Source organism: Pelagibacterium sp. (genome assembly GCF_035555455.1).
Taxonomy (GTDB): Bacteria; Pseudomonadota; Alphaproteobacteria; order Rhizobiales; family Devosiaceae; genus Pelagibacterium.
On sequence record NZ_DATMGM010000042.1, the window covers coordinates 24,645 to 50,895 of the forward strand.

Sequence of the window (26,251 nt, forward strand, 5' to 3'; positions counted from 1 at the left end):
GTTCGGCCCGGAGCGGGGGCAAAGACCTTGCACCCCCCGGTCCGGGCACTTAAGACAGGACTGCCACATTTGCGGAGTGACCATCCCTCGTGTCGATGATTTCCCAAAAAGCCCGTTATGCGTTGCGCGCCCTTGTGGCGCTGACCCGTGCCGGCGCGGGGGAAAGCCTGATGATTTCGGAGATCGCGACCGAGCAGGACATCCCCAAGAAGTTCCTTGAGCAGATCTTGCTCGAACTCAAGCGCAACGGCATCCTGATGTCGCGGCGCGGCAAGACCGGGGGCTACCTGCTGCTCAAGACCCCGTCCGAGATCAGTTTCGGCGAAGTGCTGCGCATCGTCGACGGGCCGATCGCGCCCCTGCCGTGCCTGTCAAAGATCGCCTATCGCCGCTGCATCGATTGCCGCAGCGAGGAGGATTGTGAAATCCGCCACGTGTTTGCCAAGGTCACCGACGCAACCCGCGCGGTGCTCGATCGCACGACGCTGGCCGATGCGGTGGGTGAAATCGATATTCTGGCGCAGGTCGGTGCAGAGGCACAGGCGGAGCGGGCTTAGGCCTTCAGGCCTAAAACACCTTTTCGCCGCCGATCCACACGCCGCCGATCTCCAGCCCGTCGGACAGATGCACCATCGATGCGGCTGCGCCCTGGCCCAGCTGGCCAAGGTCATCGGCGCGGCCAATGGCTTGCGCCGGATAGAGCGCCGCCATGCGCAGCACCTCATCAAGGTCCAGGCCGACGGTGTGGTGCATGTAGCGGATCGCATCGATCATGGTCAGGTCGGCTCCGGCCAGCGTGCCATCGGCCAGCCGCAGCGCGCCATTTTCGCGTACAATCTCCCGCCCGTTGAGGGTGAAGCCGGTCATGTCAGTGCCCATGGGCGACATGGCATCGGTGACGAGGAAGATTTTCCCCGGCCTGGCCTTGGCGCGCAGGGCGATGCCGATCGTGTCCGGGTGGACGTGGATGCCATCGGCGATCAGCCCGGCCCAGCCGGCCCCGGCGAGGGTCGCGCCAACCAACCCCGGTTCGCGATTGCCCAATTGGCTCATGGCATTGAACAGGTGCGTGGACATAGAAGCGCCCGCCGCAAAGGCGGTGGCGGCGGCGTCTGCCGTGGCGTCGGAATGACCGATCGAGACGATAATGCCGGCCTCGGCCAGCGCGGCGATCTGATCGGGGGTGACCGATTCCACCGCCACCGTGGTCAGAAGGGTCGGTAATCCGGCCCGCGCCGCGATCAGCGTCTCCAGGTCGGAAGTTTCCATGGGCCGTATATAGCCCGGATCGTGCGCCCCCTTGCGGGCCAAAGACAGGTGCGGGCCTTCCATGTGCAGGCCAGCAAAACCGCGTACACCGGCTCGGTGGGCGGCGATGCCCGCATCAAGCGCGGCGCGGGTCACCTCGACCGTATCGGTCACCAGCGTGGGCAGAAGGGCGGTGGTGCCGAACTGGAAATTGGCGGCGCACAGCGTTTCCAGCCCCGCGACGCTGCGGTCTTCGTTAAACAGCACGCCTCCGGCCCCGTTGACCTGAAGATCAACGAAGCCGGGAACCAGCATGCCCCCGTCGAGCGCGACCGGGATCGCGCCCTCGGGCACCTTCTCAGGAGCAACGATGGCGGCAACGACACCGTCGGCAACGAGCAGGATGTGCTCGTGGTGCCAGTTGCTGCCGTCAAAGATCGCGGCCCCGGAGAAGGCGTGTAGGGTCATACCGTAGCCGTCACTTTGCGCAGATGGGGCGGCTCGTCGGGGTTGAAGCCCCGGGCGCGGGCCAGCGTCTCGACGAAATTGTAAAACGATACGGCGAGTGCGATCGGATCGGTGAGCGGGTGTCCGGTGCGGGCCACCGGCAAGGCGATGCCCGTGCCCGGCTCGGGATCGGTAACGAACACTTTGCCGCCCTGCTTTTCCAGCCGTGCGCTGGTTTCAAGCACCGAGGCCCGCGCCTTGTCGGCTGGACCGGCGCACAGCGCCAGAACGGGAAAGCCGTCTTGCACGATGGCCGCCGGGCCATGGAGGACTTCCGCGCTCGAATAGGCTTCGGCATGCAGGCCGCAGGTTTCCTTGAACTTGAGCGCCGCTTCGCTGGCGATGGCCGCGCCGGGGCCGCGTCCGAGCACATAGAGCGAACTGGCACCGACAGTGGCGTCAACAAGGGCCGACCAGTCGGTGGTCAGCGCCTGTTCCAGCGCAGTGGGCAGCGTATCGAGGGCGGCCAGAAGCGCTTCGTCGCCGGACCAGTCGGCAACCAGCGCCAGACCGGCGACAGCGGAGGTGACGAAGGTCTTGGTCGCGGCAACCGACTTTTCGGTGCCGGCGAGGATGTCGACGACGCTGTTGGCGCCCTCGGCGAGTTTCGACGAGGCCGTGTTGGTGATGGCCACCGTTGTTGCGCCCGAGCGGCGGGCGCTTTCGAGCAGCGCGATGATATCGGGGCTGCCGCCGGATTGGGAAATGCCGATGGCGGCGGCGCGATCGAGCTTGAGCGCTGCGCCATAGATCGAGGCGATCGACGGGCCGACCGAGGCCACCGGAACGCCGGTGGTCAATTCGCACGCATATTTGAAATAGGTTGCCGCATGATCGGACGAGCCGCGCGCCACGGTGACCACCACGCGCGGATCGGCCTCGCGGAAGGCGTTGGCGGCGTCGGTGATGGCGCCGCGCCCCTCGGTGAGCAACCGGGAGACGACCTGGGGGATCTCGGCGATTTCGCGCTTCATGAAAGTCTGCGTCATGCTGGTAAAGACAACCTCGCTAGTTCTGCAACCGCAATTCGGCGACGAAATCATAGGCGTCGCCACGATAGATGGATCGGGTGAACTCGATGACCCGGCCTGAGGCCAGGTAGGATCTGCGTTCAATTCGAAGGCTTGCCGCGCCGGGCGCGACGTTGAGAAGGCCCGCATCATGCCGTTCGAGATTGACGGCGGCAATACGCTGGATGGCGCGCACCGGGCGGTGTCCGGATTCGCCCAGCCGCTCGTAAAGCGAAGAGCCCAGCGTTTCCGGCCTGGGCAGCACCGAGGCGGCCAGCGAGGCGCGCTCAATAGCCAGTGGATTGTTGTCGGCGATGCGCAACCGGGCGACGCGGGCGACCTTTTCGCTCGGCCCAAGGCCCAGAATCACCGTTTCCTCGGGGGACGGATCGTACAGCCCCCGGTCGAGCCATTGGGAACTCAGGCTCATGCCGCGCCGCGCCATGTCCTCGGTGAACGAGGTCAGGCTGGAGAGCGACTGCTCGACCCGCTGCACTTCCGGGGTGACGAAGGTGCCCGAGCCATGGCGCTGGATCAGGATGCCTTCGACAACCAGGTCCTGAACCGCCTTGCGGACGGTGACGCGGGACACTTCGGCAGTGGCGGCAATGTCGCGTTCCGAGGGCAGGGCGTCGCCGGGATGAATGAGCCCGGACCGGATCGCGTCCTCGATCGACCGGCGCAGGCGCAGGTAAAGCGGCCCTCCGCCGCGGGTGGCGGCCTGCCGGAAAGTCTCCTCGATGCTCGCGTCCATCGCTGCGCTCCAACGCCCGCGAACCGCCGGGGCGATCCCGTTGCCGCATAATACCAATAATAGACCATTGGCCAAGGTGTCAGAACTGAAAATTCGTAAATTGCCCCCAAGGCGGCAAAAACATCCGATAAAGGGCCTGGGTTGAGGCCAGTAACCTCCACTAACGCGCCAGCGCGTAACTTCCACTGGACAAGTGGTACTTTTTTGGCATTATCGAAGCCAGAGGAGGACCATGCATGGATATGCGCAAGCTACATGCTGATCACGATGGGAGCCTGCCGGTCGGCGTGGCAGCCCCTGCGCCTCTTCCTGCGACCGAATTTGCCGATCCCCGCTATAGTGGCCTCGACGCCTGGGACGACGAGGCGGTCCTTGCCGCCCTGCTCGACAGCCAGAAGCGCGGCCTCGATGCGGTAACCCCGGCGAGGCCGGATATTGCCGCCGCGGCGCATCTGGCCACCGATGCGCTCAAGGGGGGCGGGCGGCTGGTTTATATGGGGGCGGGGAGCCCGGCTCTGATCGCCTTGGGCGATGCGCTGGAAATTCCGCAAACCTATGGTATCGCCCGCGACCGTATCGTCATCCTGATGGCGGGCGGGATGGCCATGACCGAGGAGCTGCTCGGCGGCCCCGAAGATGATGCCGAGATGGGCAAGGCCGATATTGCCGAGGCTGGCATCGGGGCGGGCGATTGTGTCGTCTGCCTCTCAGCCAGCGGTACGACGCGCTATACGCTGGCGGGATTGCGCGCGGCGAAATCAGCCGGAGCGCGCGCCGTCGCAATTGCGGGCAACGCGGGCGCGCCGCTGCTGGCCGAAGCCGATATCGCCATCCTGCTGGACACCGGGGCGGAGGTGATTTCCGGCTCGACCCGCATGGCAGCAGGCACCGCGCAAAAGGCGACCCTCAACATGCTTTCCACCCTCGTCGGGGTGCGGATGGGGCATGTGCACGACAATTTCATGGTCAATGTAACCGCCGACAACGCCAAGCTGCGCCATCGCGCCGCCGGCATCATCGCCAGCGTTGCCGGGGTCGATTTCGAAGCCGCCGCAGAAGCGCTCGTCGCGGCGGACGATGACGTCAAGCCCGCCATCATCATGGCGGCGGGTGGGAGGAACCTGACCGAGGCGCACGATCTGCTCGCGCGTTCGGGCGGTGTGGTGCGCGGGGCGCTGGCGCTTCTGACCGGCTCTGACGCACAGCAATAAAGGGAACCCCCGCGCGGCAAACCGGGCGGGATAACAAATGAGAGGAACCATCATGACGACGAAGTCAACATTGCTTGGCGCCAGCGCCGGGCTTGTCCTGGCGCTGGCAGCGGGTCCGCTGCTTGCCCAGGACGTGACCTTGACCATCGAAAGCTGGCGCAATGACGACCTGCCGATCTGGCAGAACACGTTGATCCCGGCCTTCGAGGCGTCCCATCCGGGTATCAAGCTCAACTTCGCGCCCACCGCGCCGACCGAATACAACGCCGCGCTCAATGCCAAGCTCGATGCAGGCTCGGCGGGCGATATCATCACCTGCCGCCCGTTCGACGCCTCGCTGGCGCTCTATCAGCAGGGCTATCTTGCCGATCTGACCGATCTTGAAGGCATGGCGAACTTCCCCGATGTCGCCAAATCGGCATGGTCGACAGACGATGGGTCGGAAGTGTTCTGCGTTCCCATGGCCTCGGTGATCCACGGCTTTATCTATAACGCCGATGCGTTTGCCGAACTGGGGCTCGAAGAGCCGACCACGGAAGCGGAGTTCTTTGCCGTGCTCGATGCCATCAAGGCGGACGGGTCCTATATCCCGCTCGCCATGGGGTCGGTGGACCAGTGGGAAGCGGCCTCGATGGGCTACCACAATATCGGGCCGGCCTATTGGCACGGCGAAGAAGGCCGTCTGGCGCTGATCGCCGGTGATGCCAAATTCACCGATGAGGAATGGACCGAGCCGCTGCGCGTCCTGGGCCGCTGGGCCGATTACACCGGCGATGGTTATCACTCCCAGACCTATCCCGACAGCCAGAACCTGTTCACCCTGGGCCGCGCCGCCATCTTCCCGGCCGGATCGTGGGAAATCTCGCTGTTTGAGGAACAGGCTGACTTCGCCATGGGCGCGTTCCCGCCGCCGATCCCGGCTGAAGGGGACCAGTGCTACATTTCGGACCACACCGATATCGGCATCGGCATGAACGCCAACGCCAACAACCCCGAAGCGGCGCGCGCCTTCCTCAACTGGGTGGCTTCCGCCGAGTTCGCGGGGCTGTATTCCAACGCCCTGCCCGGGTTCTTCGCGCTGTCGAACGAGCCGGTTGAACTCGATAACGCGCTGGCCAATGAGTTCGTCTCCTGGCGTCAGAATTGCGAATCCAGCATCCGCCCGACCTACCAGATCCTGTCGCGCGGCACGCCCAACCTTGAGAACGACAACTGGCTGCATGCGGCCAATGTTCTGGCCGGCACCGAGACCGCCGAAGAAGCGGCCAAGGCCATCCAGGACGGCCTCGACAGCTGGTACACCCCGGGCATGTACGAGTAAAAAGAGCGCGCTGGGCACCCCTCTCCCCAAAAAGGGAGGGGTTAGGGCCAGCCGACAGCCCCATACCTCCCTCTCCCCGCCGGGGAGAGGCTGGGGTGAGGGGCCCTGACGAAAAAACTCCGGGCGGCGAAAGCCGCCCGTCTCCAACCTTGAGGGGATCATCCAATGGCGGCAGCCACACCCGATCAGCACAAACCAGGCCGGCGCTGGCACGTTGCGATTTTTCTGGCGCCTGCCGTGCTGGTCTATACCGCCATCATGATCATCCCGCTGTTTTCCACGCTGGTGCAATCGCTGTTCAATACCGTTGATGGCGAGCGGGCGTTTGTGGGGCTGAAAAACTTCCAGACCCTGTTCGGCGATCCGCGCTGGGCGGCCAGTTTCTGGAACGCGCTGAAAAACAACGTGTGGTTCTTTGTCGTCCATATGCTGGTGCAGAACCCGATCGGGGTGTTGCTCGCGGCGATCCTGTCGAACCCCAATCTGCGAATGCGCGGCTTTTACCGCACCGCCATTTTCATCCCCACGATCCTCTCGTTTGTGATCGTTGGCTTTGTCTGGAAGCTGATCCTGTCGCCGCTGTGGGGGATCGCGCCCTCGATGCTCGACGCCATCGGCCTCAAGCATCTGTTCGGCTCGTGGCTGGGGCAGGAAGGCTCGGCGCTGACCACCCTGGCGCTGGTGTCGGTGTGGCAGTTCGTGGGCATCCCCATGATGCTGATCTACGCGGCGCTGCTCTCGATCCCCGATGAAGTGATCGAGGCGGCGGAAATCGACGGCCTGACCGGCATGAAGCAATTTTTCAAGATCCAGCTGCCGCTGATCCTGCCCACTGTCGGCATCATCTCGATCCTGACCTTTGTGGGTAATTTCAACGCCTTTGACCTGATCTATGTCAGCCAGGGCGCGCAGGCCGGGCCCAATTTCTCGACCGACCTGCTCGGCACCCTGCTCTATCGCACCTTCTTTGGGTTCCAGCTCCAGCTTGGCGATCCCAATATGGGCTCGACCATCGCCACCATGATGTTCCTCATCATTCTGGTCGGGGTCGCGATCTACCTGTTCGGTATCCAGACGCGCCTGCGGAGGTATCAGTTCTGATGGCTATTGCCCGTTCCTCCCTGCCGCGCGCCATCGCCGCGCATGCGGTGCTCATCGCCTATACGCTGATCGCGCTGTTTCCGGTGTTCGTCATTGTCATCAACGCCTTCAAGGAGCGGCGCGCCATCTTCAATTCGCCGCTGGCGCTGCCCAATGACGAGACGTTTTCGCTGATCGGCTTTGAAACCGTCACCCAGCAGGGCGATTTCCTGCTGTATTTCCAGAACTCGCTGGTGGTGACGGTGGTCTCGCTCACCTGTGTGCTGTTGTTCGGCGCCATGGCGGCGTTTGCGCTCTCGGAATACCGGTTCCGGGGTAATCTGCTGATGGGACTGTATTTGGCGCTCGGGATCATGATCCCGATCCGGCTGGGGACGGTGGCCATCCTGCAGCTGATGGTCGCCACCGGGCTGGTCAACACGCTAACGGCGCTGATTCTGGTATATACCGCGCAAGGCTTGCCGCTGGCGATCTTCATCCTCTCCGAATTCATGCGCACCGTGTCCGATGACCTCAAAAATGCCGGGCGGGTCGATGGGCTGTCGGAATACCGCATCTTTTTCACCCTCGTCCTGCCGCTGGTCCGCCCGGCCATGGCGACGGTGGCGGTGTTCACCATGATCCCGATCTGGAACGATCTGTGGTTCCCGCTGATCCTCGCACCGGCGGAATCCACCAAGACGGTGACGCTGGGCGCGCAGGTTTTTATCGGCCAGTTCGTCACCAACTGGAACGCGGTGCTGGCGGCGCTGACGCTGGCCATCATTCCGGTCCTTGTCCTTTATCTTGTTTTCTCGCGGCAGCTGATCCGCGGTATCACTTCGGGAGCTGTCAAATGAGCAAACCCATCCGCGTTCTGGTGGCAGGGCTGGGCAATATGGGGCGCGCCCACGCGCTCGCCTATCACAACCACCCCGGCTATGAGATTGTCGGGCTTGTGACCCGCGGCACCGCGCCGGTGCCCGAGGGGCTGGAATCCTATCCGCATTTCAGCGATTTCTACGAGGCGCTGGCCGCGACCGGCCCGGACCTCGCTTCGATCAACACCTATTCCGATACCCACGCCGATTATGCGGTGGCCGCCATGGAAGCGGGTGCGCATGTGTTCGTCGAAAAGCCGCTGGCAACCACAGTGGCCGACGCCGAACGGGTGGTGGAAGCGGCCACCCGGCTCAATAAAAAACTCGTGGTTGGCTATATCCTGCGCCATCACCCCTCCTGGGTGCGGCTGATCGAGGAAGCGCGGGAGCTGGGCGGGCCTTATGTGTTCCGCATGAACCTCAACCAGCAATCGGCGGGCCGGTTCTGGCGGACCCACAAGACACTAATGGAAACCACCTCGCCGCTGGTCGATTGCGGGGTGCACTACGTCGACGTCATGTGCCAGATCACCGACGCCAAGCCGGTGCAGGTGCGCGGCATGGGGGTGCGGCTCTCCGACGAGATCGCGCCGGACATGTACAATTACGGCCACTTGCAGGTGACGTTCGAGGACGGCTCGGTGGGGTGGTACGAGGCGGCCTGGGGCCCGATGATCTCGGAGACAGCGTTTTTCGTCAAAGACATCATGACCCCCAAAGGCTCGGTCTCGATCGTCATGGACGAGGCGGCCAAATCGTCCGATCACGAAACCCACACCAAGACCGATCGCATCCGCATCCATCGGGCCGATCTCGACGGCAAGGGCGAGTTCGTGTTCGAGGACGAAATGCTCTCGATGGAGGGTGAGCCGGGCCACGATGCCCTGTGCGCCCGCGAGCAGGCCTATGTGCACGACGCCATCACCGGCGATCTCGATCTGACGCGCCACATGCACGACGCCGTGCAGTCCCTGCGCATCTGCCTTGCCGCCGATGAAAGCGTGCGCACCGGGAAGGTGGTGGATTTGTGAGGACACTGGCCCCGCACAGCATTGGTCCCGTGGCCCTGCCCTGGGTCAGGGGTCACAACAATCTTAAGAGGACACGCTGAATGACCGCCCTCGAACTTAAAGGCATCAAGAAGGCCTATGGCTCGGTTGATGTGTTGCACGGCATCGATCTGGCGGTCGAGGATGGCGAGTTCGTCATCTTTGTCGGCCCGTCCGGCTGCGGGAAATCCACCCTGTTGCGCATCATTGCCGGGCTGGAGGACGCAACCGCCGGAACGGTGGAAATCGCCGGCAAGGTGGTCAACGCTACCCCGCCCGCCAAGCGCGGCATCGCCATGGTGTTCCAGAGCTACGCGCTCTATCCCCACCTCACGGTCAGGGGCAATATGAGCCTGGCCATGAAGCAGGAAGGGGCGGCGAAGTCGGAAATCGACGAGCGGGTGGCGGTGGCCAGCAAAATGCTCGGGCTCGACCCGCTGCTGGAGCGTCGCCCCGCCGAATTGTCCGGCGGCCAGCGCCAGCGCGTCGCTATCGGCCGCGCCGTGGTGCGCAAGCCAAAACTGTTTCTGTTCGACGAACCGCTGTCCAACCTCGATGCGGCGCTGCGGGTCAACACACGGCTCGAAATCGCCCGCCTGCACCGGGAATTGTCGGCCACCATGGTCTATGTCACCCACGATCAGGTGGAGGCGATGACGCTGGCCGACAAGATCGTGGTGATGAATGAAGGCCGGATCGAGCAGATCGGCTCGCCCATGGAGCTCTACAGTCGCCCGGCCAACACGTTCGTCGCCAGTTTCATCGGCTCGCCGCAGATGAACCTGCTCGATGCGGCGGCGCTGGGGGAACAGGGGGCGAAAACTCTGGGCATTCGCCCCGAGCACATCTCGGTGTCCCCATCCTCGGGCGATCTCGAATGCGAGGTGGTTCATATCGAACAATTGGGCGCCGATACCAATCTCTATCTGCGCAATGACAAGGTCGGGCTTTTGACCGCGCGGCTGTTCGGGGAGCACTATTTTGCCCCGGACTCGAAAGTGTTCGTCACCTTCGATGCGTCCAAGCGCCATCTGTTTGACGCCGAGGGCCGGGCGTTGCGCTGAACGTCTCATCACGGCGCCAAGACCCGGCGTCAAAACAGCTTATTGATCCGGGACGCGATCCGGGCCATATCCCCCGGTAACGGACCATGCTCCGGGTTGGCGCGGAATCGAAACGGCTTGCCCGTTCCCGGCCCGATTTTGCCAAAACGTTCCGCGCCCTGCGCTACCGCTTCGGCCCGGCGCGGACCATATTATCGCTAACGACATCCGGCGCCCCGGCCAAGGGCTTGGCGGCGCTGCAACAAGGAGAACAGCCATGTCCATTCTGATCGGCGACATCGCTCCGGACTTTACCGCGCAGACCACCGAAGGCGAAATTCGCTTCCACGATTATATCGATGGCCATTGGGCGGTCCTGTTTTCGCACCCCAAGAACTACACCCCGGTGTGCACGACCGAGTTGGGCTACACTGCCAAGCTCAAGCCCGAATTTGAAAAGCGCGACGTCAAGGTTCTCGGGCTTTCGGTCGACAAGCTCGAAGACCACGCCGGCTGGGCCAAGGACATCGAGGAAACCCAGGGCGCGGCGCTGAACTTCCCCCTGATCGCCGATGATGGCACCATTGCCCGCCTCTACGACATGATCCACCCCAATGCCGATGACTCGCTGACCGTGCGGTCGGTGTTCGTGATCGGCCCGGACAAGAAGGTCAAACTCAAGATCGAATACCCGGCTTCGACCGGTCGTAATTTCGATGAAATCCTGCGGGTGATCGACAGCCTTCAGCTGACCGCCAAGCACCAGGTGGCCACCCCGGTCAACTGGGAGAACGGCGACGACGTGATCATCGTGCCGGCCGTCACCAATGAGCAGGCCAAGGAAAAGTTTCCCGAAGGCTGGAACGAGCTGCGCCCCTATCTGCGCATGGTCAAGCAGCCCGGCGCCTGACCGCTCCGCACTGCATATCAAAAAGGGCCCGATCGGGCCCTTTTCTTTTTGGGGAGAACGGAATGCTGCGCGATCAGTAGGCGATCCCGGCCTGCGCCAGTCGCACTTCCTCGGCCCGGCGGATCGAGGCGAGGCTCCGCTCGGCCCGACGTACCTCGGATTCCAGCTGCCAGCGCGAGCGTTGCAAGGACGTGATCTGGCGCGAGAGGGCGCGCATTTCATCCTCGGAAATGCCTTCCCGGCGCAATTGGCGCATCAGGCCATCGATTTCGCTGTCCAGCGACGAAAGCTCCGACTTCGCCTCATAGACGGCCTCGCCCGCCCGGTGCACCCGCGCGAACGCCGCCCCCACAGGGCCCTCGCAGACGCCATAATAGCGTTCGCCCCGCCGCCCGGTGGTTTCGGCGGTGGAGAGGCGGCAATAGGATCCCAGCCCATCGCTGCGGCCCGCCTGATAGAGAGCGTTGTCGAGAGAAATGCCGTATTCGGCGCAGGCATCCACATGGTTGGAGACATAATTGGCCGGGCGGCCCCGGCTGCCATCGTTAAAGCCGATGGAGCGCCAGTCGCCCGCCTGGCATTGCTCCTTGGTCAGCGTCGCGCAGGAGGCAAGCAGCAGCGCGCCAAACAGGGCCAGGGCAACCATCAGCAGGCGGGACATCGCATCCTCCCCAGAGCAGTGTCCACCATAAGGCGACATGGTCCGGGCTGGCAAGGTTTGGGCTGCCCTATGCGGGAAGCGGGCAGGAAACGCCGGTGCCCTTCAAGCCGCAATAGCCATTGGGGTTCTTGGCCAGATATTGCTGGTGATAGGTTTCGGCGAAATAAAACGGACCGGCGGGAGCGATCTCGGTGGTGGTCGGGCCCTTGCCTGCGGCTTTCAACTGCCGGTCAAAGCGCTCGCGGCTGGCCTGCACCGTTTCGAACTGGGCTTCGGTGGTCGTGTAGATCGCCGAGCGGTATTGCGTGCCCACATCATTGCCCTGCCGCATGCCCTGGGTGGGGTCGTGCTCCTCCCAAAAGGTCTTGAGCAGCGTATCGAGGGAAATCTTGTCCGGCTCATAGACGACCATCACCGTTTCGGCGTGGCCGGTGCGGCCTGTGCACACCTCGTCATAATCGGGATTGGGCGTTGCGCCCCCCTGATAGCCTGCGGCGGTGACATAGACCCCGGGCAGCGTCCAGAACAGGCGTTCGGCCCCCCAGAAGCAGCCCAGCCCGAAATAGATGATTTCGGCGCCCTCGGGGTACGGGCCTTTCAGCGGATGGCCGGATACGAAATGGGCGGCGGCAACCTCCATGGGCGCGGCGCGGCCCGGCAGGGCCTCGTCAGCGGCCGGCAGGGTCGTAGGGCGGGAAAACAGCGACGAGATCATGGCAGAACCTCCAATCGGGGCCCGGATGGAAAAGGGCAATGGCAAGGACGGCAACAGGGTTCCGGGCGACGGGCAGGGCAAAATCCCCGTCAGTACGGATCGATGCTGATGACGCCGTGGCGCGAACGTGATCGCCCCGCGACCGCCAGCGCCAGCCCGATGGCCCCGGTTACGGCCCATCCCGGCCACGAGAGCAATGTAGTGATGGCGGGTTCCCACAGCAAGGGATGCAGCGCCGCCAATGCGGATTGCGCCGAGTCCAAAAGCCCGGGGAAAAAGCTGGCAATGGTTGTGGCGAGTGGCGTGAACACAAAGCTGTCGGCTGCGAGCATGGCCGTGCCATCGGAAACCAGCAACACCAGCGCCAAAGCCAGAAAGCCCGCCGCCAAAACCCGCAACACCGCACGCATACCACTCAAATCCCGCCTTGGAAGGGCCCCCGATTGTAAACCGCAGGCGCCGAAGGAACGCAATCGGTTTCCCCCGGTTTGCTTAACCGGCGCGCATTTGGGCAAGAATCGGATGGCTTATTGCCCTGTGCGGCAAAGTTTCACAGCTTTTTACGTCTTTCCCCTTGGCACGGAGCGCAAAGCCGGATAATCGGCTCTCACACGGAGAGGTGGCCGAGTGGTCGAAGGCGCACGCCTGGAAAGTGTGTAGGCGGGGAACCGTCTCGAGGGTTCGAATCCCTCTCTCTCCGCCACTTCGGTCCGCTTCTGGGCACGCCAATCGCCGCCGATGGCCGCACGTTTCCAGAAGAAAGCATTCTCAGCAGTTCCGTCTTCGATCCCATGATACGAACGGCATCGTCTGCGACCTCGACTCGTTGCGCCAGTGCCCGCAGGTGATCCCGCCGATAGCCGCCCTCACGGTTGCGGATACGGTCGCGCGCAACTTTCGAAAAGCGCCGTATCATCTCGGGACTGATTGCAGAGTGGCCGGGACTATCGAGCATGGCTTGCGCGCGGTCGGCATCCACACGGGCCTGGTCGCGAATAACCTTCAGGCCAACTATCCGCTCCTTCAACGCCGGATCATCCAGATCGGCCACTCCCGCCTCGATGGCATCGTAGAGCCGCTTCAGGCGCAGTTCCGATTCTGTGGCCCGTCGTTCCAACTCATCGATGTGTTGCTTGCGCCGTTCGGCCTGTTCAGAGCGGCGGCCGAGAACGCTGCCGAGGAGGTCCTCAAGCCGTTCAGGATCAAGCAGCCGATCTTCAATATGGTTGACGACCATGGTGTCGAGCTTGTCCATCGGGATCGCTCGGCCTTTACAACCTGTCTCGCCCTGTCGGGCCTTGATGGAACAGGCATAGTAGCGGTAGCGTCCGCTTTTGCCGGTGCGGATGGTCATCGCCCCTCCGCAGTTGCCGCAATAGCAGATGCCGGTCAGCAAGGTCGGCCCTATGACCACGCGAGCAGGCATTTCGGTCTTGGGGTTGCGCGCCTGTAGTAGTGCCTGAACCTGATCGAACGTTTCGCGCTCGATGATCGCCGGAACTGGCACGATGACGATCTCACCGGGTGAGCGCGCATCATTATGTTTGCTGCGCTTGCCCCACTCATGTTCACCGATATAGGTGCGGCGCGTCAGAACGCGGTGAACCTGGCCGATGCCCCAACGACCACCGTCGCGGGTGAAGATACCCTTGGCGTTAAGATACTTGACGATGGCCTTCACGCCCATCTGGCCGCTATCGCCATCGCCTTCCAGCGCAAGACGGTAGATCAAGCGGATCGTGTCGGCATGCAACGGGTCGATCTCCAGCTTCTTCTTGGTCTTGGCACCGCGCTGCTCGGCATCTACGACCCGGTAGCCGACCGGTGGCAGCGAACCGTTCCAGAAGCCTTGACGGGCGTTTTCCTTCAAGGCGCGGGTGACGTGCTTGGCGTTTTCCTTGGATTGATATTCATCGAACAGCGCCATGATCTGCCGCATCATGACGTGCATGGGATCATCGCCCATTTCCTGAGTGATGGAGACCAGCTTGATGCCGTTTTTGGCGAGCTTTCTGACGTAAAACTCCAGCTCGAAGTGATCGCGGAAGAAGCGGCTGAACGAATGGACCACGACAACGTCAAAGGGCGCAGGCTTGGACGTGCCCGCTTCGATCATGCGCTGGAACTCGGGCCGCCGGTCATTGGTCGCCGAGGCACCGGGCTCAACGAAGGTCTCGACAAGCTGAAAGCCGCGCGACTCGCACCAGGCTTCGCCTTGCCGCTTCTGGTCGGGAATGGAAACATCGTGTTCGGCCTGCCGCGTGGTCGAGACGCGCAGATAGAGAGCGGCCCGCACGGCAACGGTTGGCGATTTAGCGTTCATTTGCGGGTTCCTTTCGTCTTGCGGCGTTCGACCAATGGCAGGACCAGCTCTACCCGGTCATGGATGAGCCTGGGCACCAGCCTGAGCCCCTTGCCCTTCTCCATCCGGACAAGGCCGCAGGCCGCCATGGTTTTGAGTGTTCGGGACAGGTTGGATTTCGCGCGCCCCGTGATCTGTGCCAGTTCCTCCAGCGATTCCGGCTCCTGTTCACGAATTAGGCGAAGCAACTCGCAATTGGCTGGTGAGAGGAGCTTCGCGAATGACATGGTCGAAGCAAACCACACAGTTGGCTCGCCAGTGCGAGGCCTTTCCTCGCCTCTAGCGATTCGCTGGGTTCGCGATTTCATTTCCTCTGGGTCGGCAATACCGACCCTCAATATTGACATGGCATCGCCCGATCATCCGGCTAAGGTTTTTCGTTATCATAATACGATAACCTCTTTAAGTCATCAGGCAGATCGATTGGGCCGAACATCTCGTCAAAGAAATCGGCAAACCAACGCTCGAAGACTTGGATTTCAGCCTCGGTGATTGGCACATACTCCGGCCAGTCGTCGATGACGGGGAGCCTTTCGACATCGAAAACATGGGACGGACCGCCGCGAGGCGGGCTGATGCGTGGCGCAGGATCGTCAGCGTAGTCGAACAGATCGTTGGGAAGTGCAGTGTGAATAGGCTGTAGAGGCCGTTCTTCTCGGGTCTGATGGGGCTCCGCGCACATAGAAAACTCCTTGATTCTAGTGAATTCGGAGCGTCACAACTCCGCAATCAATCGAACCATGGAGGGAGGTCTGCGGCCTGTAGCGTGCCGCATTTGAGCATATGCGCTGGCGGCACCCTTAGACTCAATTCTATGGCATACTTGGGGTGGGGTGGGAAGCCGAAGGGCGGCTTTTGGTCTGGCAGTGCGTGGAAGCGGTCTTCCAGCGTCGAGAGGGTCAAGCGGCTAAGCACCGTAGACGGCCACTGTCAGCCGAGAGGAAGATACCAGAATAAAGCAGTTTCGGCGCGCTGATCTGTGTCAACGGCATCGTACAGGTGACGATCAAAGCCGCCCAACTTGAAACCGTAGCGCTCGTAGAAACGGCACGCTGCGACGTTGGTATTCTGAGTTTCCACTCGCATGATCGACAGATTGTTCTGCTTGGCCCAGAGCACCGCCTCGTCCATCAGCGCTCGACCTATTCCGGCCCCACGGTGAGGCCGTGAAATCATGATTTCATCGATTTGCGCACACCCATTCCAAGACCGAGAAACAGCGACATAACCGACAACCTCCCCTTTCACGCTGGCCGTCGCAATCATGCGACAAGTATCATTCGGCTCGACATAGAGATCATCATCGCGAACACAAGTTTTCTCGTAGGCCGGAATTGTTTTGATCTTCCCCAAACCTTCCTCGTTGAAAGGAAGGAGCGCTTTTTCAAATACGGTAAAGGAAAAATCTGCGCTTGCCACGGCAACGGCAGATAGCTTGCTGACTCGCTCAATCACCTTAACGCCAGTTCTAAGCACCGACTGATTCGACATGGGAAGCACTCTGCCGCAAAGATCTCGAAATATTCGACAGATATGATCCAAAACCACAGCCACCCGCAAGGTCCGGTTTAAGCATCCTTGCCTCCTGGCATGAACAACTGAAACGGGGTCGGAAGCAGCCAATCTCAGTTTTATGGAAGTTCCGCCGTGCCTTGGCGAAGCGCGATCCGTAACGATGAACCGCTCCAGCATGGGCACGATGAGTTTGACGGGATCGGCTGCGGCAAGGCCGTTTCAGCTGACGCTCCCGTGCGCGGGCCGCACTGGAAAAAACTCGTTGCTCAAGCGCGCGGCGTGTACCTCGGCGCGCGACATTCTTCCAACTAGTCGGCATGCGTGACAAGACTATAGATCGTCCCAATTGACATATTGAAGATGCTATGGCATTTTTCTGCCCATGATTAGTCTTGATCCTGAATCGGCCGCAGCTGCCTCCGCAGTGACCAGAACGCTCCGCTAGCGGCGGAACGTTCTTAGGCATTTTTCACGTTCCGTCGCTGGGAGTTAGCTCGGCGTAGCATGTGTTGCTTCGCCGTTGTTCTCACTACAGCAGCGGACTTTTCCTGTGTTTCGATATATTCTTATGGCGCGGTCTAATCGCGCGTTGGCGGTACGTCCATGGGTCGTACTTACCTGCCTGTCGGTATTGCAATTTCTCATCGCGGTCGATGTAACTATCGTCAATATCGCGCTGCCTTCAATCGGTCGCGCGTTTGACGTTGAGCAGAACACGCTGCCATGGGTCGTTATCGCCTATACTGTCACGGGCGGCGGGCTGCTGATGCTCGGCGGACGTCTGGCTGATGCCTTCGGGCGTCGCAATCTTCTTTTCATCGGAGCAATTGTTTTTGGCCTGGCTTCCCTTGCAGCGGGTTTGGCAGGCTCGTTCTTCGTTCTTGTTATTGCTCGGATACTCCAGGGGGTCGGAGAGGCGTTGGCCCTTCCGGCCGCCATGGCGATGATTGTGCTACTCTTCCCGGACGGTTCTGCTCGCTCAAGGGCCCTAAGCATATGGGCGGCTATCTCCAGTTGCGGTCTGGTCTTAGGGTTTCTCCTATCTGGCATAATTGTCCAGTTTCTCGGGTGGAGATGGATATTCCTGATTGCGGTTCCGATCGTGGTACTCATTCTCGTGACTGCTGCAGCAATATTGCCGCGTGACAAGCCTCGAGATCGCAAACCCCTCGATGTGCTCGGATCGATACTGCTGACCTGTGCACCTCTGTTACTTTCCTATGGCATAGTTGAATTTGGAAATGAAAGAGAGATTGGGTGGTTTCCACTCTTCGCATTTGTCGGAGCATTAGTAGCAGCAGCGCTTTTTGTTAAAGTCGAAAGGCGCGCACGAAATCCCGTGATCCCCCTATCCTTCTTTCGCAATCGGTCAAGAACGCGCGCCAATCTCACCACCGCTCTCCTGAGCGCAGCCTTATCAACCTCTTTCCTACTCTTCACGTTTTCCCTGCAGGATCGGCTTAGATTATCCGCATTGCAGTCGGGCTTGATGCTCGTGCCGTTGGCGGCCTGCCTAGTCATTGCAGTGCTCGTAGTTCCTCGGTTGCTAGGTCGGTGGGGGGCACGCAATTGCTCTCTCGCCGGGATTATCTTCGCGGCGCTTGGATTGATGTTGATAGCGCTGGCCGACCAAGTTGACGCGCCCGTATCGGCATTAGTGCCTGCAATGCTATTGACGGCATTTGGGATGGGCTTAGGTCTTATCGGACTGCAATACGTAGCTGTAACTGACGTCACCGACGATGATGCTGGAGTTGCATCTGGTGTTCAGCGCGCGGCTGACCAGCTCGGCGGCTCTACCGGGGTTGCGCTGTACATTGGCATGGGTTTCTCGCCATCGATGGCCGGGGTGTCTCCGTATCTATTGAGCAGTGGGTTTGCAGTAACAGGACTGGTTGTTGCCGCGTTCATCGCAAGCGGTATCGCTTCAAAACGGCTGGTTAAACCCAATTCTCCAGCCCGCTGCGAGTCATAAAACAAGTGTAATCTACGGGAGGCGCTAACGCCTCCCGTCCCGGCCGATCACCTCCACAGTTCCAACAGAAATCCCATGGTGCGGAGAGGACTGTTCATGGCGGCCAACATCTCGCGGAGTTGAAGGCATGTGCGTCTTTCGCAATACAGCGCACTGGAGGCTTGCGATTAATCGAGAATTTCAGGAGCGCCAATCATGAGAAGGCGTTCATATGATGAGCGATGCGACAAAAGTTTTCCGTATTCTCGGTTAGGCCGTCGGGTACCGTTGACCGCACTTTTGCATGCGATAGCCGTTGCCGAGCATTTGAATTTCCGCCATGCCGCTACCGCGTTGGGAACTAGCCAGTCGAGCGTTAGCGCACGAGTTCGGGCACTGGAGGAAGAACTCGGCATCACAATATTTGAGCGCAACACCCGAGGCGTTAGGCTCACGGAAGCGGGACAAAACTTTGTCGCACGGGTTGCGGTCGGAATCGAGCAAATTGACCATGCAGTATCGACAGCAGCTATGATCCAGAGCGGTAAAGCTGGTAGGATTAGAGTTGCTGTTCCCTCACCGATATCGGTAGGTTTCCTCTCAGAACTATTACATTCCTATCGTCGAGCGTGGCCAAATATCGAAATGGAATTTTTTGATGGACGCGCGCGGGAAGCAATCTCTCGGGTTCGTGAAGGGCGGCTAGACGTGGCGTTCGTTGCGGCGATAAAGGAAATTCCCGATTGCCATTCGCGGCCGCTCTGGACCGAACCCCTCTTCATCGCGGTAGCAGAAAACGATCCTCGCGCGCACGGAAATGGCCTTTCTTGGAACGATTTTCGAGATGATGTTTTCCTTGTCCGTTATGGTGGAACCGGCCCGCAGGCGCATGAACACATTGCGCGCCGGCTAGGTGAACGTGGGCTTCAAGCGAAGGTGCAGCGATGCGACGTAGATCGCTGCACCTTGTTATCGATGGTTGGGGCCGGCTATGGCGTCACGCTTGTCAGCGAGGCTACCAGCAGGATCGCTGTCTCGGGCGTGGCCTTCGTTCCGGTCATGGACGAACCCGAGCCGATCAGATTCGGAGCCGTCTGGTCCCCTTACAATCGCGGCAAGGCCCTTCGCGGGTTGCTCGATCTTGCATGCAGGCGCGCCACTATCTAGCGTTGCAGACTTCGCCGTGCCTTGGCGAAACCGCGATCCGTGGCGATGAAGTGTTGAAGCATCGGCACGATGAGCTTGGCGGGATCGGCGACGGGCTGGCCGCTTTCGCGCGCCAGCACCTCGGCATAGGCGACCAGATCGCGGTGAAGCGGCGCGGGTAGCTCCACCGTCACCTTCACGGGCTTGTCGTCGGGAAGCGGGCCGAGTTTCAGCCTGGTCATGGTCAACGTCCTGCCGGCTCGAATACAAGGTCGCGGGTGACGATGATCCTGACCGGGAAGCCGGGCCGGACGGTCAGCGTCGGCGCGACCTGCAACTGGCGCTGGACGATCTGCTGGCCGGCCTGATTGACGGTATCCTGCGCCCCGTCGCGGATGGCGCGGATCAGCCGGTCCTCGTCGCTGGTGGCAAGTTCGGTTCCGACCGCGAGCAGCGTGGACAGCCCTGCGGCTTTCATCAGATCCCACCAGTGATAATCGACGCCATCCTCAAGGCCGGCGTAGCCGCTGGCGTCCGCGCCCGGCAGGCGCTCCAGAACGATGGAACGGCCGCCCGGCAGGATCAGGCGGTTCCAGACTAGCAACACGCGGCGCTGGCCGAAGGTCACGCCGTCATCATACTGGCCGATGATGCGCGTTCCCTGCGGGATCAGGAGCAGCGAGCCGGTCGGGCTGTCATAGACGTTCTCCGTCACCTGCGCGGTGATCTGGCCCGGAAGGTCGGAACGGATGCCGGTGATGAGTGCGGCGGGGATCACGGCCCCGGCCTGAAGGATATAGGGCGATACCGGCGGCGCAACGCGATCCGGGGCGACGGTCTGCCGATCCACCGGCCCGTTGAGAAACGCCGCGTGGCGATCCTGTGTCGCGGGCTGCCCGCCGAGGCCAAGCCCGGCAAGGCCGGGCGTGGCCGTTCCTGCCGGCGATCCCGTGCGCGGGCCGGACTGGAAAAAGACGTTGCTCAAGCGCGCGGCTTCTTCCTCTGCGAGCCGGCGCTGTTCCTCGGGATCGACTGCGGGCGTCGTCATGACAGGCGGTGCAACGGGCTGGCCCCGGTTCTGCGCGTCGAGGATCGGACGGCCGAGGTCGCCCGGCAATGCCGGCCCCAAGACGGGGCCGGTGTAGTCGCGCGGCAGGCCGGACAAGCCGTCCGCCGTGGGGCGGTTCTCGGTCGAATAGAGTTCGTCGCCGCCCGATCCTGCATCGCGGGTCTGGAGCGCGTAAATCAGCGCCCCGCCGATGCCGAGAAGCGCGACGGCTCCGACGCCTGCCAGCATCTTGCGGGACAGGCGGGTGACGCGGGGCGGTTCGGCGCGCAGCCGCATGGGTGCGGCGGTATCGGTAATCGTGTTGTCTGTCATGACGGGGAGCCTCCGGTCGCGCTGGCGGGCTGTGTGACGGCGGCCTGCGTCGGGTTGGTGCGGACGATCCTGACGACCTGCTGGCGGTTTCCGCTACCAAGGAGCAACTCGGCCGCGCCGAACAGGCGGTCCACGATCAGGACGTTCTGGTGGATGCGGGAATTGACGATCTGCGGCTCGCCGTTCGATCCAAGCACGAAGATCGGCGGCATCTCGCCCTGCACGATCCCGGCCGGGAAGACGACATAGACGCGCCTGCCATCGTCGAAGACGGAAACCGGCCGCCATGGCGGGCTGTCGCCCTGCACCTGTAAGGCGTAGCGATAGTTCCGCGCCGCCTCGGCCGGAATGACGGGTGCGACCGGGACCGTCTGGCGCTGGCCGGCAGGCGGTGCCGGATAGGCCCATGCCACGGCCGGCATGTAGAGCGATTCCCGCGCGCGCAGCTCGAGCATGTATGTGCGCCGGTCGGTGGTGACGACAAGGTTGGTGGAAATGTCCGGCCGCGTCGGCTTCACGAGGATATGGACGCGGCGGTTTGCACCGCTGCCGCTCTCGGTGTCGCCGATGATCCAGCGGGCGGTGTCGCCGGCTGCGATCGGCCCCGCGCCTGTCAGGCTCTCACCCGGCTCCAGCGCGATCGTGGTGATCTGTCCGACTGCGGCATAGACCTGATAGAGCGCGCCTTCGCTCCACGGATATATCTGGATCGCGTTGTAGTAGCCTTCGCGGCGCGGCTCGACACGGGCGGCGGCATTGGCGTTCTCAACGCGGCCGGTCGGTGTGCCGGCAGCCTCGCCGCCCCGCGCCACGGTCCATGCCGGAGGCGTGTGCAGCGGCCGGGGCGTGTCGTTGGTGACGGTCGCCTGCACGGTCGGCAGCGGCGGCACGCTGGCGTCGTAGCTGAATTGCGGCGTCCGGTTGGTGGCGCAGCCTGCGAGCATGGTGGCCGAAAGCAGCACGGCCGCGATTGCCGGGGTGTGGGTGATCGCCCTCATTGGCTCATCTCCCGCGACCACGAAATTGCATTGACGTAAATTCCCAGCGGATTGGCGCGCAGACGCTCGGCGTCGCGCGGGGGCTGGATCACGATGGTCAGGATGGCCGTCCATCGTTCGGTCGTGGAAAGCTGGCTGTTCTCGAAATGCCTTTCCGTCCACGCGACGCGGAAACTGTTGGGCGAGGCCCGGATGACGCTGGACACCTCGACGGCGACCTGCTGGCGACCGACGCGCGTGAAGGGATCATTGGCGCGGGCGTAGTCGTTCAATGCCGCCGCGCCGCGATCCGTGGTCCACTCATACGCCCGAAGCCAGTTCTGGCGGACAATGATCGCGTCGGCCGGAATCGCGCGCACCTGTTCGATGAAGCGGCCGAGATGGAAAGCGATCTGCGGATCGGTGGGGCGATAGTCGGCGTTGGCGGGCGCAACGGTCTGCGCCTGACCGAGATTGTCCACCTGCACCACCCACGGCACCACGGTCCCACGTGCGGACTGCCAGACCAGCGCCGAGGCGAAGCCGGCGGACAGGATCAGCGAGCCGAAGGCCATGAGCCGCCAGTTCTTCGCCTGCACGCGGGCCGAGCCGATGCGCTCGTCCCATGCCTGCGCGGCCTTCTGATAGGGCGTCTCGGGTTCCGGCGATTTGCCGTAATGGGTTGCTGGTCGTTTGAAGATGCTCATGAGCGGTCACTTTCGGAAAGGCTGATGGAGGAACCGGAGCCGTGGCTGTCGCCGGAGCGCACCGCATGGGCTGCCATGGTGGTGCCGTGGTTCATGGCCTGCGAGCGACGCATCCGCTGCGCCCATGCGGGCGGGCTGCCGGCCGGGCCGGATGCTGCTGCGACAGGATCGGCGCTAGTGCCGCCGACCGTGCCTGCGGTGGAAGAACCGCCGGTCATGCCAAAAGCCGCGCGTGCGCCACCGGAAAAGCTTGATTTGACGGATTCGGTGGCTTTCGAGACGGCGCGCTTCAAGGGAGAGACGGCCGCCGATCCTGCGGCGCGGGCAACACCGCCAAGGCCGGAAGCGACACCGGCCGCGCCAGACTGGCCGAGCGCGCCGACGCTATAGGCCGCGGTTGCCGCGCCCGCGGCCGTCGCGCCGCCGCGGACGGCCGCGGCCCCACCGGACAGGGCGGCAGCGCCGCCCTTGGCGGCAAGCATGGCCCCGCCGCCAGCGGCGACGCCTGCACCTGCGACCGCAAGCCCGGTTCCTACGGCTGCGCCCGCGCCGAGCTGCGGGCCGCCAGAGACGATGCCGTTGGCGATGCCGGGACCGAAGATGCCGAGGCCGAGCAGCGACAGGGCCGCCAGCACAATCGCCATGGCGTCGTCGATGGTCGGGGTCGCCCCGCCGAAACCGGCCGTGAACTGCGAAAACAAGGTCGAGCCGATGCCGATGATGACGGCGAGCACCAGAACCTTGATGCCGGAGGACACCACGTTGCCTAAGACCTTTTCGGCCATGAACGCTGTCTTGCCGAACAGGCCGAAGGGGATCAGCACGAAGCCGGCGAGCGTGGTCAGCTTGAACTCGATCAACGTGACGAAAAGCTGGATGGCGAGGATGAAGAAGGCCAGCACGACCAGCGCCCATGCGAACAGCAGGCACGCGATCTGGATGAAGTTCTCGAAGAACGCGATCCAGCCCACCAGGTCAGAAATGGAATCGAGCAGCGGCCGGCCGGCGTCGAGGCCGGTCTGCGCCACGCGACCCGGCCGCATCAGGTCGGCAACGGAAAAGCTCGTCCCCGATGCCATGAGGCCGAGACCGGCAAAGCTCTCGAAGACGATCCGGGCGAGGTTGTTCCAGTTGGAGATGATGTAGGCGAAGACGCCGACGAACAGTGTCTTCTTGATGAGGCGGGCGAGGATGTCGTCATCCGCGCCCCATGCCCAAAAGAGCGCGGCGAGCGTCACGTCGATGACGATCAGCGTCGTGGCGATGAAGGCGACCTCGCCGCCGAGCAGGCCGAACCCTGAGTCGATGTAGGAGGTGAAGACCCCAAGAAAATTGTCGATGACGCCGGTGTTGCCCATGGTCAGCGCACCTCGCTGCGGTCACGACCGAGGAAGCGGTCGCGGGATTCAGCCCATGCCGCGAGGCAATCGGTGTCGTTCCCCGCCGCCTCGCCGAGCTGCTGGCAGCGGCGCAGGGTTTCGCGCAGGGGATCGGCCGGCGGCTGGAAGGCCGAGGCCGGGGGCGGCGCGGAAGGCTCGCCCTTCCGCGCCATGTCGATTGCGGTCGCCGTGACGGCGATGGCGATGAACACAACGGCTGCAAGCCGCGCCAGCATCTTGCCGTCCATGGCGAGCCTCCGGGTTAGTTGTTGCCGTTGTTGAACATCTGCGCGTTGCCGGGCTGGTAGCCGCCGCCGGGCGTCAGGAACCGCTCGCGCTGGATGCGACCCTGTTCGGCGGCGGTCGCGCGCTCGGCCTCCGTGAGCGCGTCGGCGCGGCCGTTCGCCGAGATGACGGCGATCAGGTCGGAAAGCTGCTGCGACTGGAGGGCAAGGAGCTGGTTGCCGGCCTGCGTTGCCTGCAAAGCTCCGGTCGCGCCTTGGCTCTGGCCGACCAGCGCGGCCATCTCGGCCCGGTTGGCGTCGATGTTGCCGACCGCGCCCGCTTGCACGCGCATGGCGTCCTGCAAGCCGCCGACCGTGTTCTCCCACCGGCTACGCGCATCGGCGACAAGCTGGGCGTCGGTCGTCGAAAGCGAGACATTGCCATATTGGCTCTGGAACGCTTGGTCGATCTGGCCGACCTCGAAGGCGATGTTCTGCGCTTGGCCCAAGAGCTGCTGCGTGCGCTGGACGTTCTGCTGGAGTTGCTGGAGCGAGGAATGCGGCAGGCTCGCCAGATTGCGGGCCTGATTGATGAGCATCTGCGCCTCGTTCTGGAGGCTGGTGATCTGGTTGTTGATCTGCTCCAGCGTGCGCGCGGCCGTGAGCACGTTCTGCGCGTAGTTGGACGGGTCATAGACGATCCGGCCGAAAAGCTGGGCGTGAGCCGGTGCCGCCGCCATCGGCGAGAGGGCTACGGGCACGGCGAGCGCCAGCGCGAGGGCCGAGGCCCCGACGATCTTGGAATAGGTCATGGAAGAATCTCCTGTGTGGGGTGGGTATCGAGCCGGGCCGGCGCGGTGGTTTCTGGTCGGTCAGCAAGATTGGTGAGGTTCGGGATAAGGCCGGCCGCCCATTCGACGCCGCGCGCGCGTAGCCACGCGGCGAGGAAGCCGTCGCGGCCGGCCTCAGTGACGATCTGTGCAATGAGCGTCTGGTCGGATTTGGCGGATGCGGCGCAGAGCGCGAGGCCGACTTCGGACAGCCCAAGCTCGAACAGCCGGTTGCCGCGCCGTGACTGGCAGTAATAATCCCGCTTGGGCGTGGCCCGTGCGAGGATTTCTATCTGCCGGTCATTCAACCCGAAACGCCGGTAAATCTCGGTAATCTGCGGCTCGATGGCGCGCTCGTTCGGCAGCAGGAGCCGCGTCGGGCAGCTCTCGATGATGGCGGGGGCGATGCTGCTGCCGTCAATGTCGGACAGGCTTTGCGTGGCGAAGATGACCGATGCGTTTTTCTTGCGCAGCGTTTTCAGCCACTCGCGGAGCTGGCCGGCGAAACCCTCGTCGTCCAGCGCAAGCCAGCCCTCGTCGATGATGAGCAGCGTCGGCCGCCCATCGAGCCGGTCGCCGATGCGGTGGAACAGGTAGGACAGGACGGCCGGGGCCGCGCCGGTCCCGACAAGGCCCTCGATCTCGAACGCCTGCACATCGGCCGAGCCGAGATGTTCGGCTTCGGCGTCGAGCAGCCGGCCATAGGCACCGCCGACGCAAAACGGCCGGAGCGCCTGTTTCAGATCGTTGGATTGCAGCAGAACGCTGAGGCCCGTGATCGTGCGTTCCTCGACCGGCGCGGACGCCAGAGAGGTCAGCGCCGTCCAAAGATGCTCTTTCACCTCTGGCGTGATCGCCAGCCCCTCGCGCATGAGGATGGCCGCAATCCAGTCCGCCGCCCATGCACGTTCATAGGTGTCGTGGATGCGGGCAAGCGGCTGGAGCGAAACGAACGCCTCGTCCCCTTCCGTGAGGCCACCGCCCAAATCGTGCCAATCCCCGCCCATGGCGAGCGACGCGGCGCGGATGCTGCCGCCAAAGTCGAAGGCGAAGACTTGGCTGGCCGCATAGCGCCGGAACTGGAGCGCCATGAGGGCGAGCAACACGCTCTTGCCCGCGCCCGTGGGGCCGACGACAAGGGTGTGGCCTACGTCACCGACATGCAAAGACAACCGGAACGGGGTTGAGCCTTCGGTCCTAGCGTAAAGCAATGGAGCGTCGCCGAAATGCTCGTCCCGTTCCGGCCCCGCCCACACCGCTGAAAGCGGGATCATGTGGGCGAGATTCAAAGTGCTGATAGGCGGCTGGCGGACATTCGCGTAGGCGTGTCCGGGCAGGCTGCCGAGCCATGCGTCAACCGCGTTGACGCTCTCGGGCATGGCGGTG

25 protein-coding genes, 1 tRNA gene and 1 pseudogene are annotated in these 26,251 nt (G+C 62.9%); 11 read left to right on the forward strand and 16 right to left on the reverse strand.

Annotated elements, in window-relative coordinates:
• The first annotated feature begins 95 nt into the window (after nucleotides 1-95).
• Nucleotides 96-557, forward strand: a complete 462-nt coding sequence (locus VNS12_RS08310) for an RrF2 family transcriptional regulator (RefSeq protein ID WP_325487383.1) — start codon at nucleotides 96-98, stop codon at nucleotides 555-557.
• Nucleotides 558-567: 10 nt separating this feature from the next.
• On the opposite strand, the gene nagA is transcribed toward VNS12_RS08310, so the two are convergent.
• Genes nagA through VNS12_RS08325 form a run of 3 tightly spaced genes read right to left on the reverse strand, consistent with a single transcriptional unit; the run spans nucleotide 568 to nucleotide 3,519 of the window.
• Nucleotides 568-1,716 (reverse strand): N-acetylglucosamine-6-phosphate deacetylase, encoded by a 1,149-nt coding sequence (nagA, locus tag VNS12_RS08315; protein WP_325487365.1) that lies wholly within the window; start codon nucleotides 1,714-1,716, stop codon nucleotides 568-570.
• Nucleotides 1,713-2,744 (reverse strand): SIS domain-containing protein, encoded by a 1,032-nt coding sequence (locus tag VNS12_RS08320; RefSeq protein ID WP_325487366.1) that lies wholly within the window; start codon nucleotides 2,742-2,744, stop codon nucleotides 1,713-1,715. The genes nagA and VNS12_RS08320 overlap by 4 nt, the downstream gene beginning before the upstream one ends.
• 19 nt (nucleotides 2,745-2,763) lie before the next feature.
• The gene (locus tag VNS12_RS08325) at nucleotides 2,764-3,519 is read right to left on the reverse strand and encodes a GntR family transcriptional regulator (protein ID WP_325487367.1); all 756 of its coding nucleotides are present in this window, start codon (nucleotides 3,517-3,519) and stop codon (nucleotides 2,764-2,766) included.
• Nucleotides 3,520-3,755: 236 nt separating this feature from the next.
• On the opposite strand from VNS12_RS08325, the gene VNS12_RS08330 reads away from it, so the two are divergent.
• The 7 genes from VNS12_RS08330 (at nucleotide 3,756) to VNS12_RS08360 (ending at nucleotide 11,014) form a co-directional block, all read left to right on the forward strand.
• On the forward strand, nucleotides 3,756-4,730 hold the full coding sequence (locus VNS12_RS08330) for an N-acetylmuramic acid 6-phosphate etherase (RefSeq protein ID WP_325487368.1): 975 nt from the start codon (nucleotides 3,756-3,758) through the stop codon (nucleotides 4,728-4,730).
• 52 nt (nucleotides 4,731-4,782) lie between these two features.
• On the forward strand, nucleotides 4,783-6,051 hold the full coding sequence (locus tag VNS12_RS08335; RefSeq protein WP_325487369.1) for an ABC transporter substrate-binding protein: 1,269 nt from the start codon (nucleotides 4,783-4,785) through the stop codon (nucleotides 6,049-6,051).
• Nucleotides 6,052-6,216: 165 nt separating this feature from the next.
• Nucleotides 6,217-7,152 carry a carbohydrate ABC transporter permease gene (locus tag VNS12_RS08340; RefSeq protein WP_325487370.1) on the forward strand — a complete coding sequence of 312 codons (936 nt, stop codon included), beginning with the start codon at nucleotides 6,217-6,219 and terminating at the stop codon, nucleotides 7,150-7,152.
• Nucleotides 7,152-7,991, forward strand: a complete 840-nt coding sequence (locus VNS12_RS08345) for a carbohydrate ABC transporter permease (protein ID WP_325487371.1) — start codon at nucleotides 7,152-7,154, stop codon at nucleotides 7,989-7,991. The genes VNS12_RS08340 and VNS12_RS08345 overlap by 1 nt, the downstream gene beginning before the upstream one ends.
• Nucleotides 7,988-9,043, forward strand: a complete 1,056-nt coding sequence (locus tag VNS12_RS08350) for a Gfo/Idh/MocA family protein (protein ID WP_325487372.1) — start codon at nucleotides 7,988-7,990, stop codon at nucleotides 9,041-9,043. Before VNS12_RS08345 ends, VNS12_RS08350 begins: the two co-directional genes overlap by 4 nt.
• 80 nt (nucleotides 9,044-9,123) lie before the next feature.
• Nucleotides 9,124-10,125, forward strand: a complete 1,002-nt coding sequence (locus VNS12_RS08355) for an ABC transporter ATP-binding protein (protein ID WP_325487373.1) — start codon at nucleotides 9,124-9,126, stop codon at nucleotides 10,123-10,125.
• A gap of 256 nt (nucleotides 10,126-10,381) precedes the next feature.
• Nucleotides 10,382-11,014 (forward strand): peroxiredoxin, encoded by a 633-nt coding sequence (locus VNS12_RS08360; RefSeq protein ID WP_325487374.1) that lies wholly within the window; start codon nucleotides 10,382-10,384, stop codon nucleotides 11,012-11,014.
• Between the two features lie 73 nt (nucleotides 11,015-11,087).
• On the opposite strand, the gene VNS12_RS08365 is transcribed toward VNS12_RS08360, so the two are convergent.
• The 3 genes from VNS12_RS08365 to VNS12_RS08375 form a co-directional block, all read right to left on the reverse strand.
• On the reverse strand, nucleotides 11,088-11,675 hold the full coding sequence (locus VNS12_RS08365) for a DUF2799 domain-containing protein (RefSeq protein ID WP_325487375.1): 588 nt from the start codon (nucleotides 11,673-11,675) through the stop codon (nucleotides 11,088-11,090).
• A 67-nt stretch (nucleotides 11,676-11,742) separates the two neighbouring features.
• Nucleotides 11,743-12,390 (reverse strand): peptide-methionine (S)-S-oxide reductase MsrA, encoded by a 648-nt coding sequence (gene msrA / locus VNS12_RS08370; RefSeq protein WP_325487376.1) that lies wholly within the window; start codon nucleotides 12,388-12,390, stop codon nucleotides 11,743-11,745.
• A gap of 89 nt (nucleotides 12,391-12,479) precedes the next feature.
• On the reverse strand, nucleotides 12,480-12,800 hold the full coding sequence (locus tag VNS12_RS08375; RefSeq protein ID WP_325487377.1) for a hypothetical protein: 321 nt from the start codon (nucleotides 12,798-12,800) through the stop codon (nucleotides 12,480-12,482).
• 203 nt (nucleotides 12,801-13,003) lie between these two features.
• Here VNS12_RS08375 and VNS12_RS08380 point away from each other — a divergent pair.
• A tRNA-Ser gene (locus VNS12_RS08380) sits at nucleotides 13,004-13,093 on the forward strand.
• A gap of 576 nt (nucleotides 13,094-13,669) precedes the next feature.
• On the opposite strand, the pseudogene VNS12_RS15445 reads toward VNS12_RS08380, so the two are convergent.
• Nucleotides 13,670-14,713 (reverse strand): annotated as a pseudogene (locus VNS12_RS15445) (recombinase family protein); the annotation flags it as partial.
• Nucleotides 14,714-15,682: 969 nt separating this feature from the next.
• The gene (locus VNS12_RS08400) at nucleotides 15,683-16,243 is read right to left on the reverse strand and encodes a GNAT family N-acetyltransferase (RefSeq protein ID WP_325487379.1); all 561 of its coding nucleotides are present in this window, start codon (nucleotides 16,241-16,243) and stop codon (nucleotides 15,683-15,685) included.
• Between the two features lie 574 nt (nucleotides 16,244-16,817).
• Between VNS12_RS08400 and VNS12_RS08405 the strand changes: the two genes are divergently transcribed.
• Together VNS12_RS08405 and VNS12_RS08410 are read left to right on the forward strand one after the other, a co-directional pair.
• Nucleotides 16,818-18,242: an MFS transporter gene (locus tag VNS12_RS08405; RefSeq protein WP_254692974.1), complete on the forward strand. Its 1,425-nt coding sequence runs from the start codon at nucleotides 16,818-16,820 to the stop codon at nucleotides 18,240-18,242.
• 267 nt (nucleotides 18,243-18,509) lie between these two features.
• Complete coding sequence (locus tag VNS12_RS08410) at nucleotides 18,510-19,388, forward strand: LysR family transcriptional regulator (protein WP_254692975.1); 879 nt, start codon at nucleotides 18,510-18,512, stop codon at nucleotides 19,386-19,388.
• Here the strand turns inward: VNS12_RS08410 and VNS12_RS08415 are convergent.
• The 8 genes from VNS12_RS08415 to VNS12_RS08450 form a co-directional block, all read right to left on the reverse strand.
• A complete protein-coding gene (locus VNS12_RS08415) occupies nucleotides 19,385-19,609 on the reverse strand; it encodes a DUF2274 domain-containing protein (protein WP_254692976.1) in 225 nt (74 codons plus the stop codon). The two genes, VNS12_RS08410 and VNS12_RS08415, sit on opposite strands and share 4 nt — an antisense overlap.
• 2 nt (nucleotides 19,610-19,611) lie before the next feature.
• Nucleotides 19,612-20,748: a TraB/TrbI/VirB10 family type IV secretion system protein gene (locus tag VNS12_RS08420; RefSeq protein ID WP_325487380.1), complete on the reverse strand. Its 1,137-nt coding sequence runs from the start codon at nucleotides 20,746-20,748 to the stop codon at nucleotides 19,612-19,614.
• The gene (gene trbG / locus VNS12_RS08425; protein WP_254692978.1) at nucleotides 20,745-21,746 is read right to left on the reverse strand and encodes a P-type conjugative transfer protein TrbG; all 1,002 of its coding nucleotides are present in this window, start codon (nucleotides 21,744-21,746) and stop codon (nucleotides 20,745-20,747) included. Before trbG ends, VNS12_RS08420 begins: the two co-directional genes overlap by 4 nt.
• Nucleotides 21,743-22,432, reverse strand: a complete 690-nt coding sequence (trbF, locus tag VNS12_RS08430) for a conjugal transfer protein TrbF (protein ID WP_254692979.1) — start codon at nucleotides 22,430-22,432, stop codon at nucleotides 21,743-21,745. The genes trbG and trbF overlap by 4 nt, the downstream gene beginning before the upstream one ends.
• Entirely contained in the window at nucleotides 22,429-23,790 is a 1,362-nt protein-coding gene (trbL, locus tag VNS12_RS08435) for a P-type conjugative transfer protein TrbL (RefSeq protein WP_325487381.1), read from the reverse strand. Before trbL ends, trbF begins: the two co-directional genes overlap by 4 nt.
• A 2-nt stretch (nucleotides 23,791-23,792) precedes the next feature.
• Nucleotides 23,793-24,059, reverse strand: coding sequence for a putative entry exclusion protein TrbK-alt (gene trbK-alt / locus VNS12_RS08440; protein ID WP_254693009.1), 267 nt, complete (start codon nucleotides 24,057-24,059; stop codon nucleotides 23,793-23,795).
• 14 nt (nucleotides 24,060-24,073) lie between these two features.
• Complete coding sequence (gene trbJ / locus VNS12_RS08445; protein WP_254693010.1) at nucleotides 24,074-24,847, reverse strand: P-type conjugative transfer protein TrbJ; 774 nt, start codon at nucleotides 24,845-24,847, stop codon at nucleotides 24,074-24,076.
• On the reverse strand, nucleotides 24,844-26,251 hold a 1,408-nt coding region (locus tag VNS12_RS08450), incomplete at its 5' end, for a TraG/VirB4 family ATPase (protein WP_473964701.1). The genes VNS12_RS08450 and trbJ, both read right to left, overlap by 4 nt.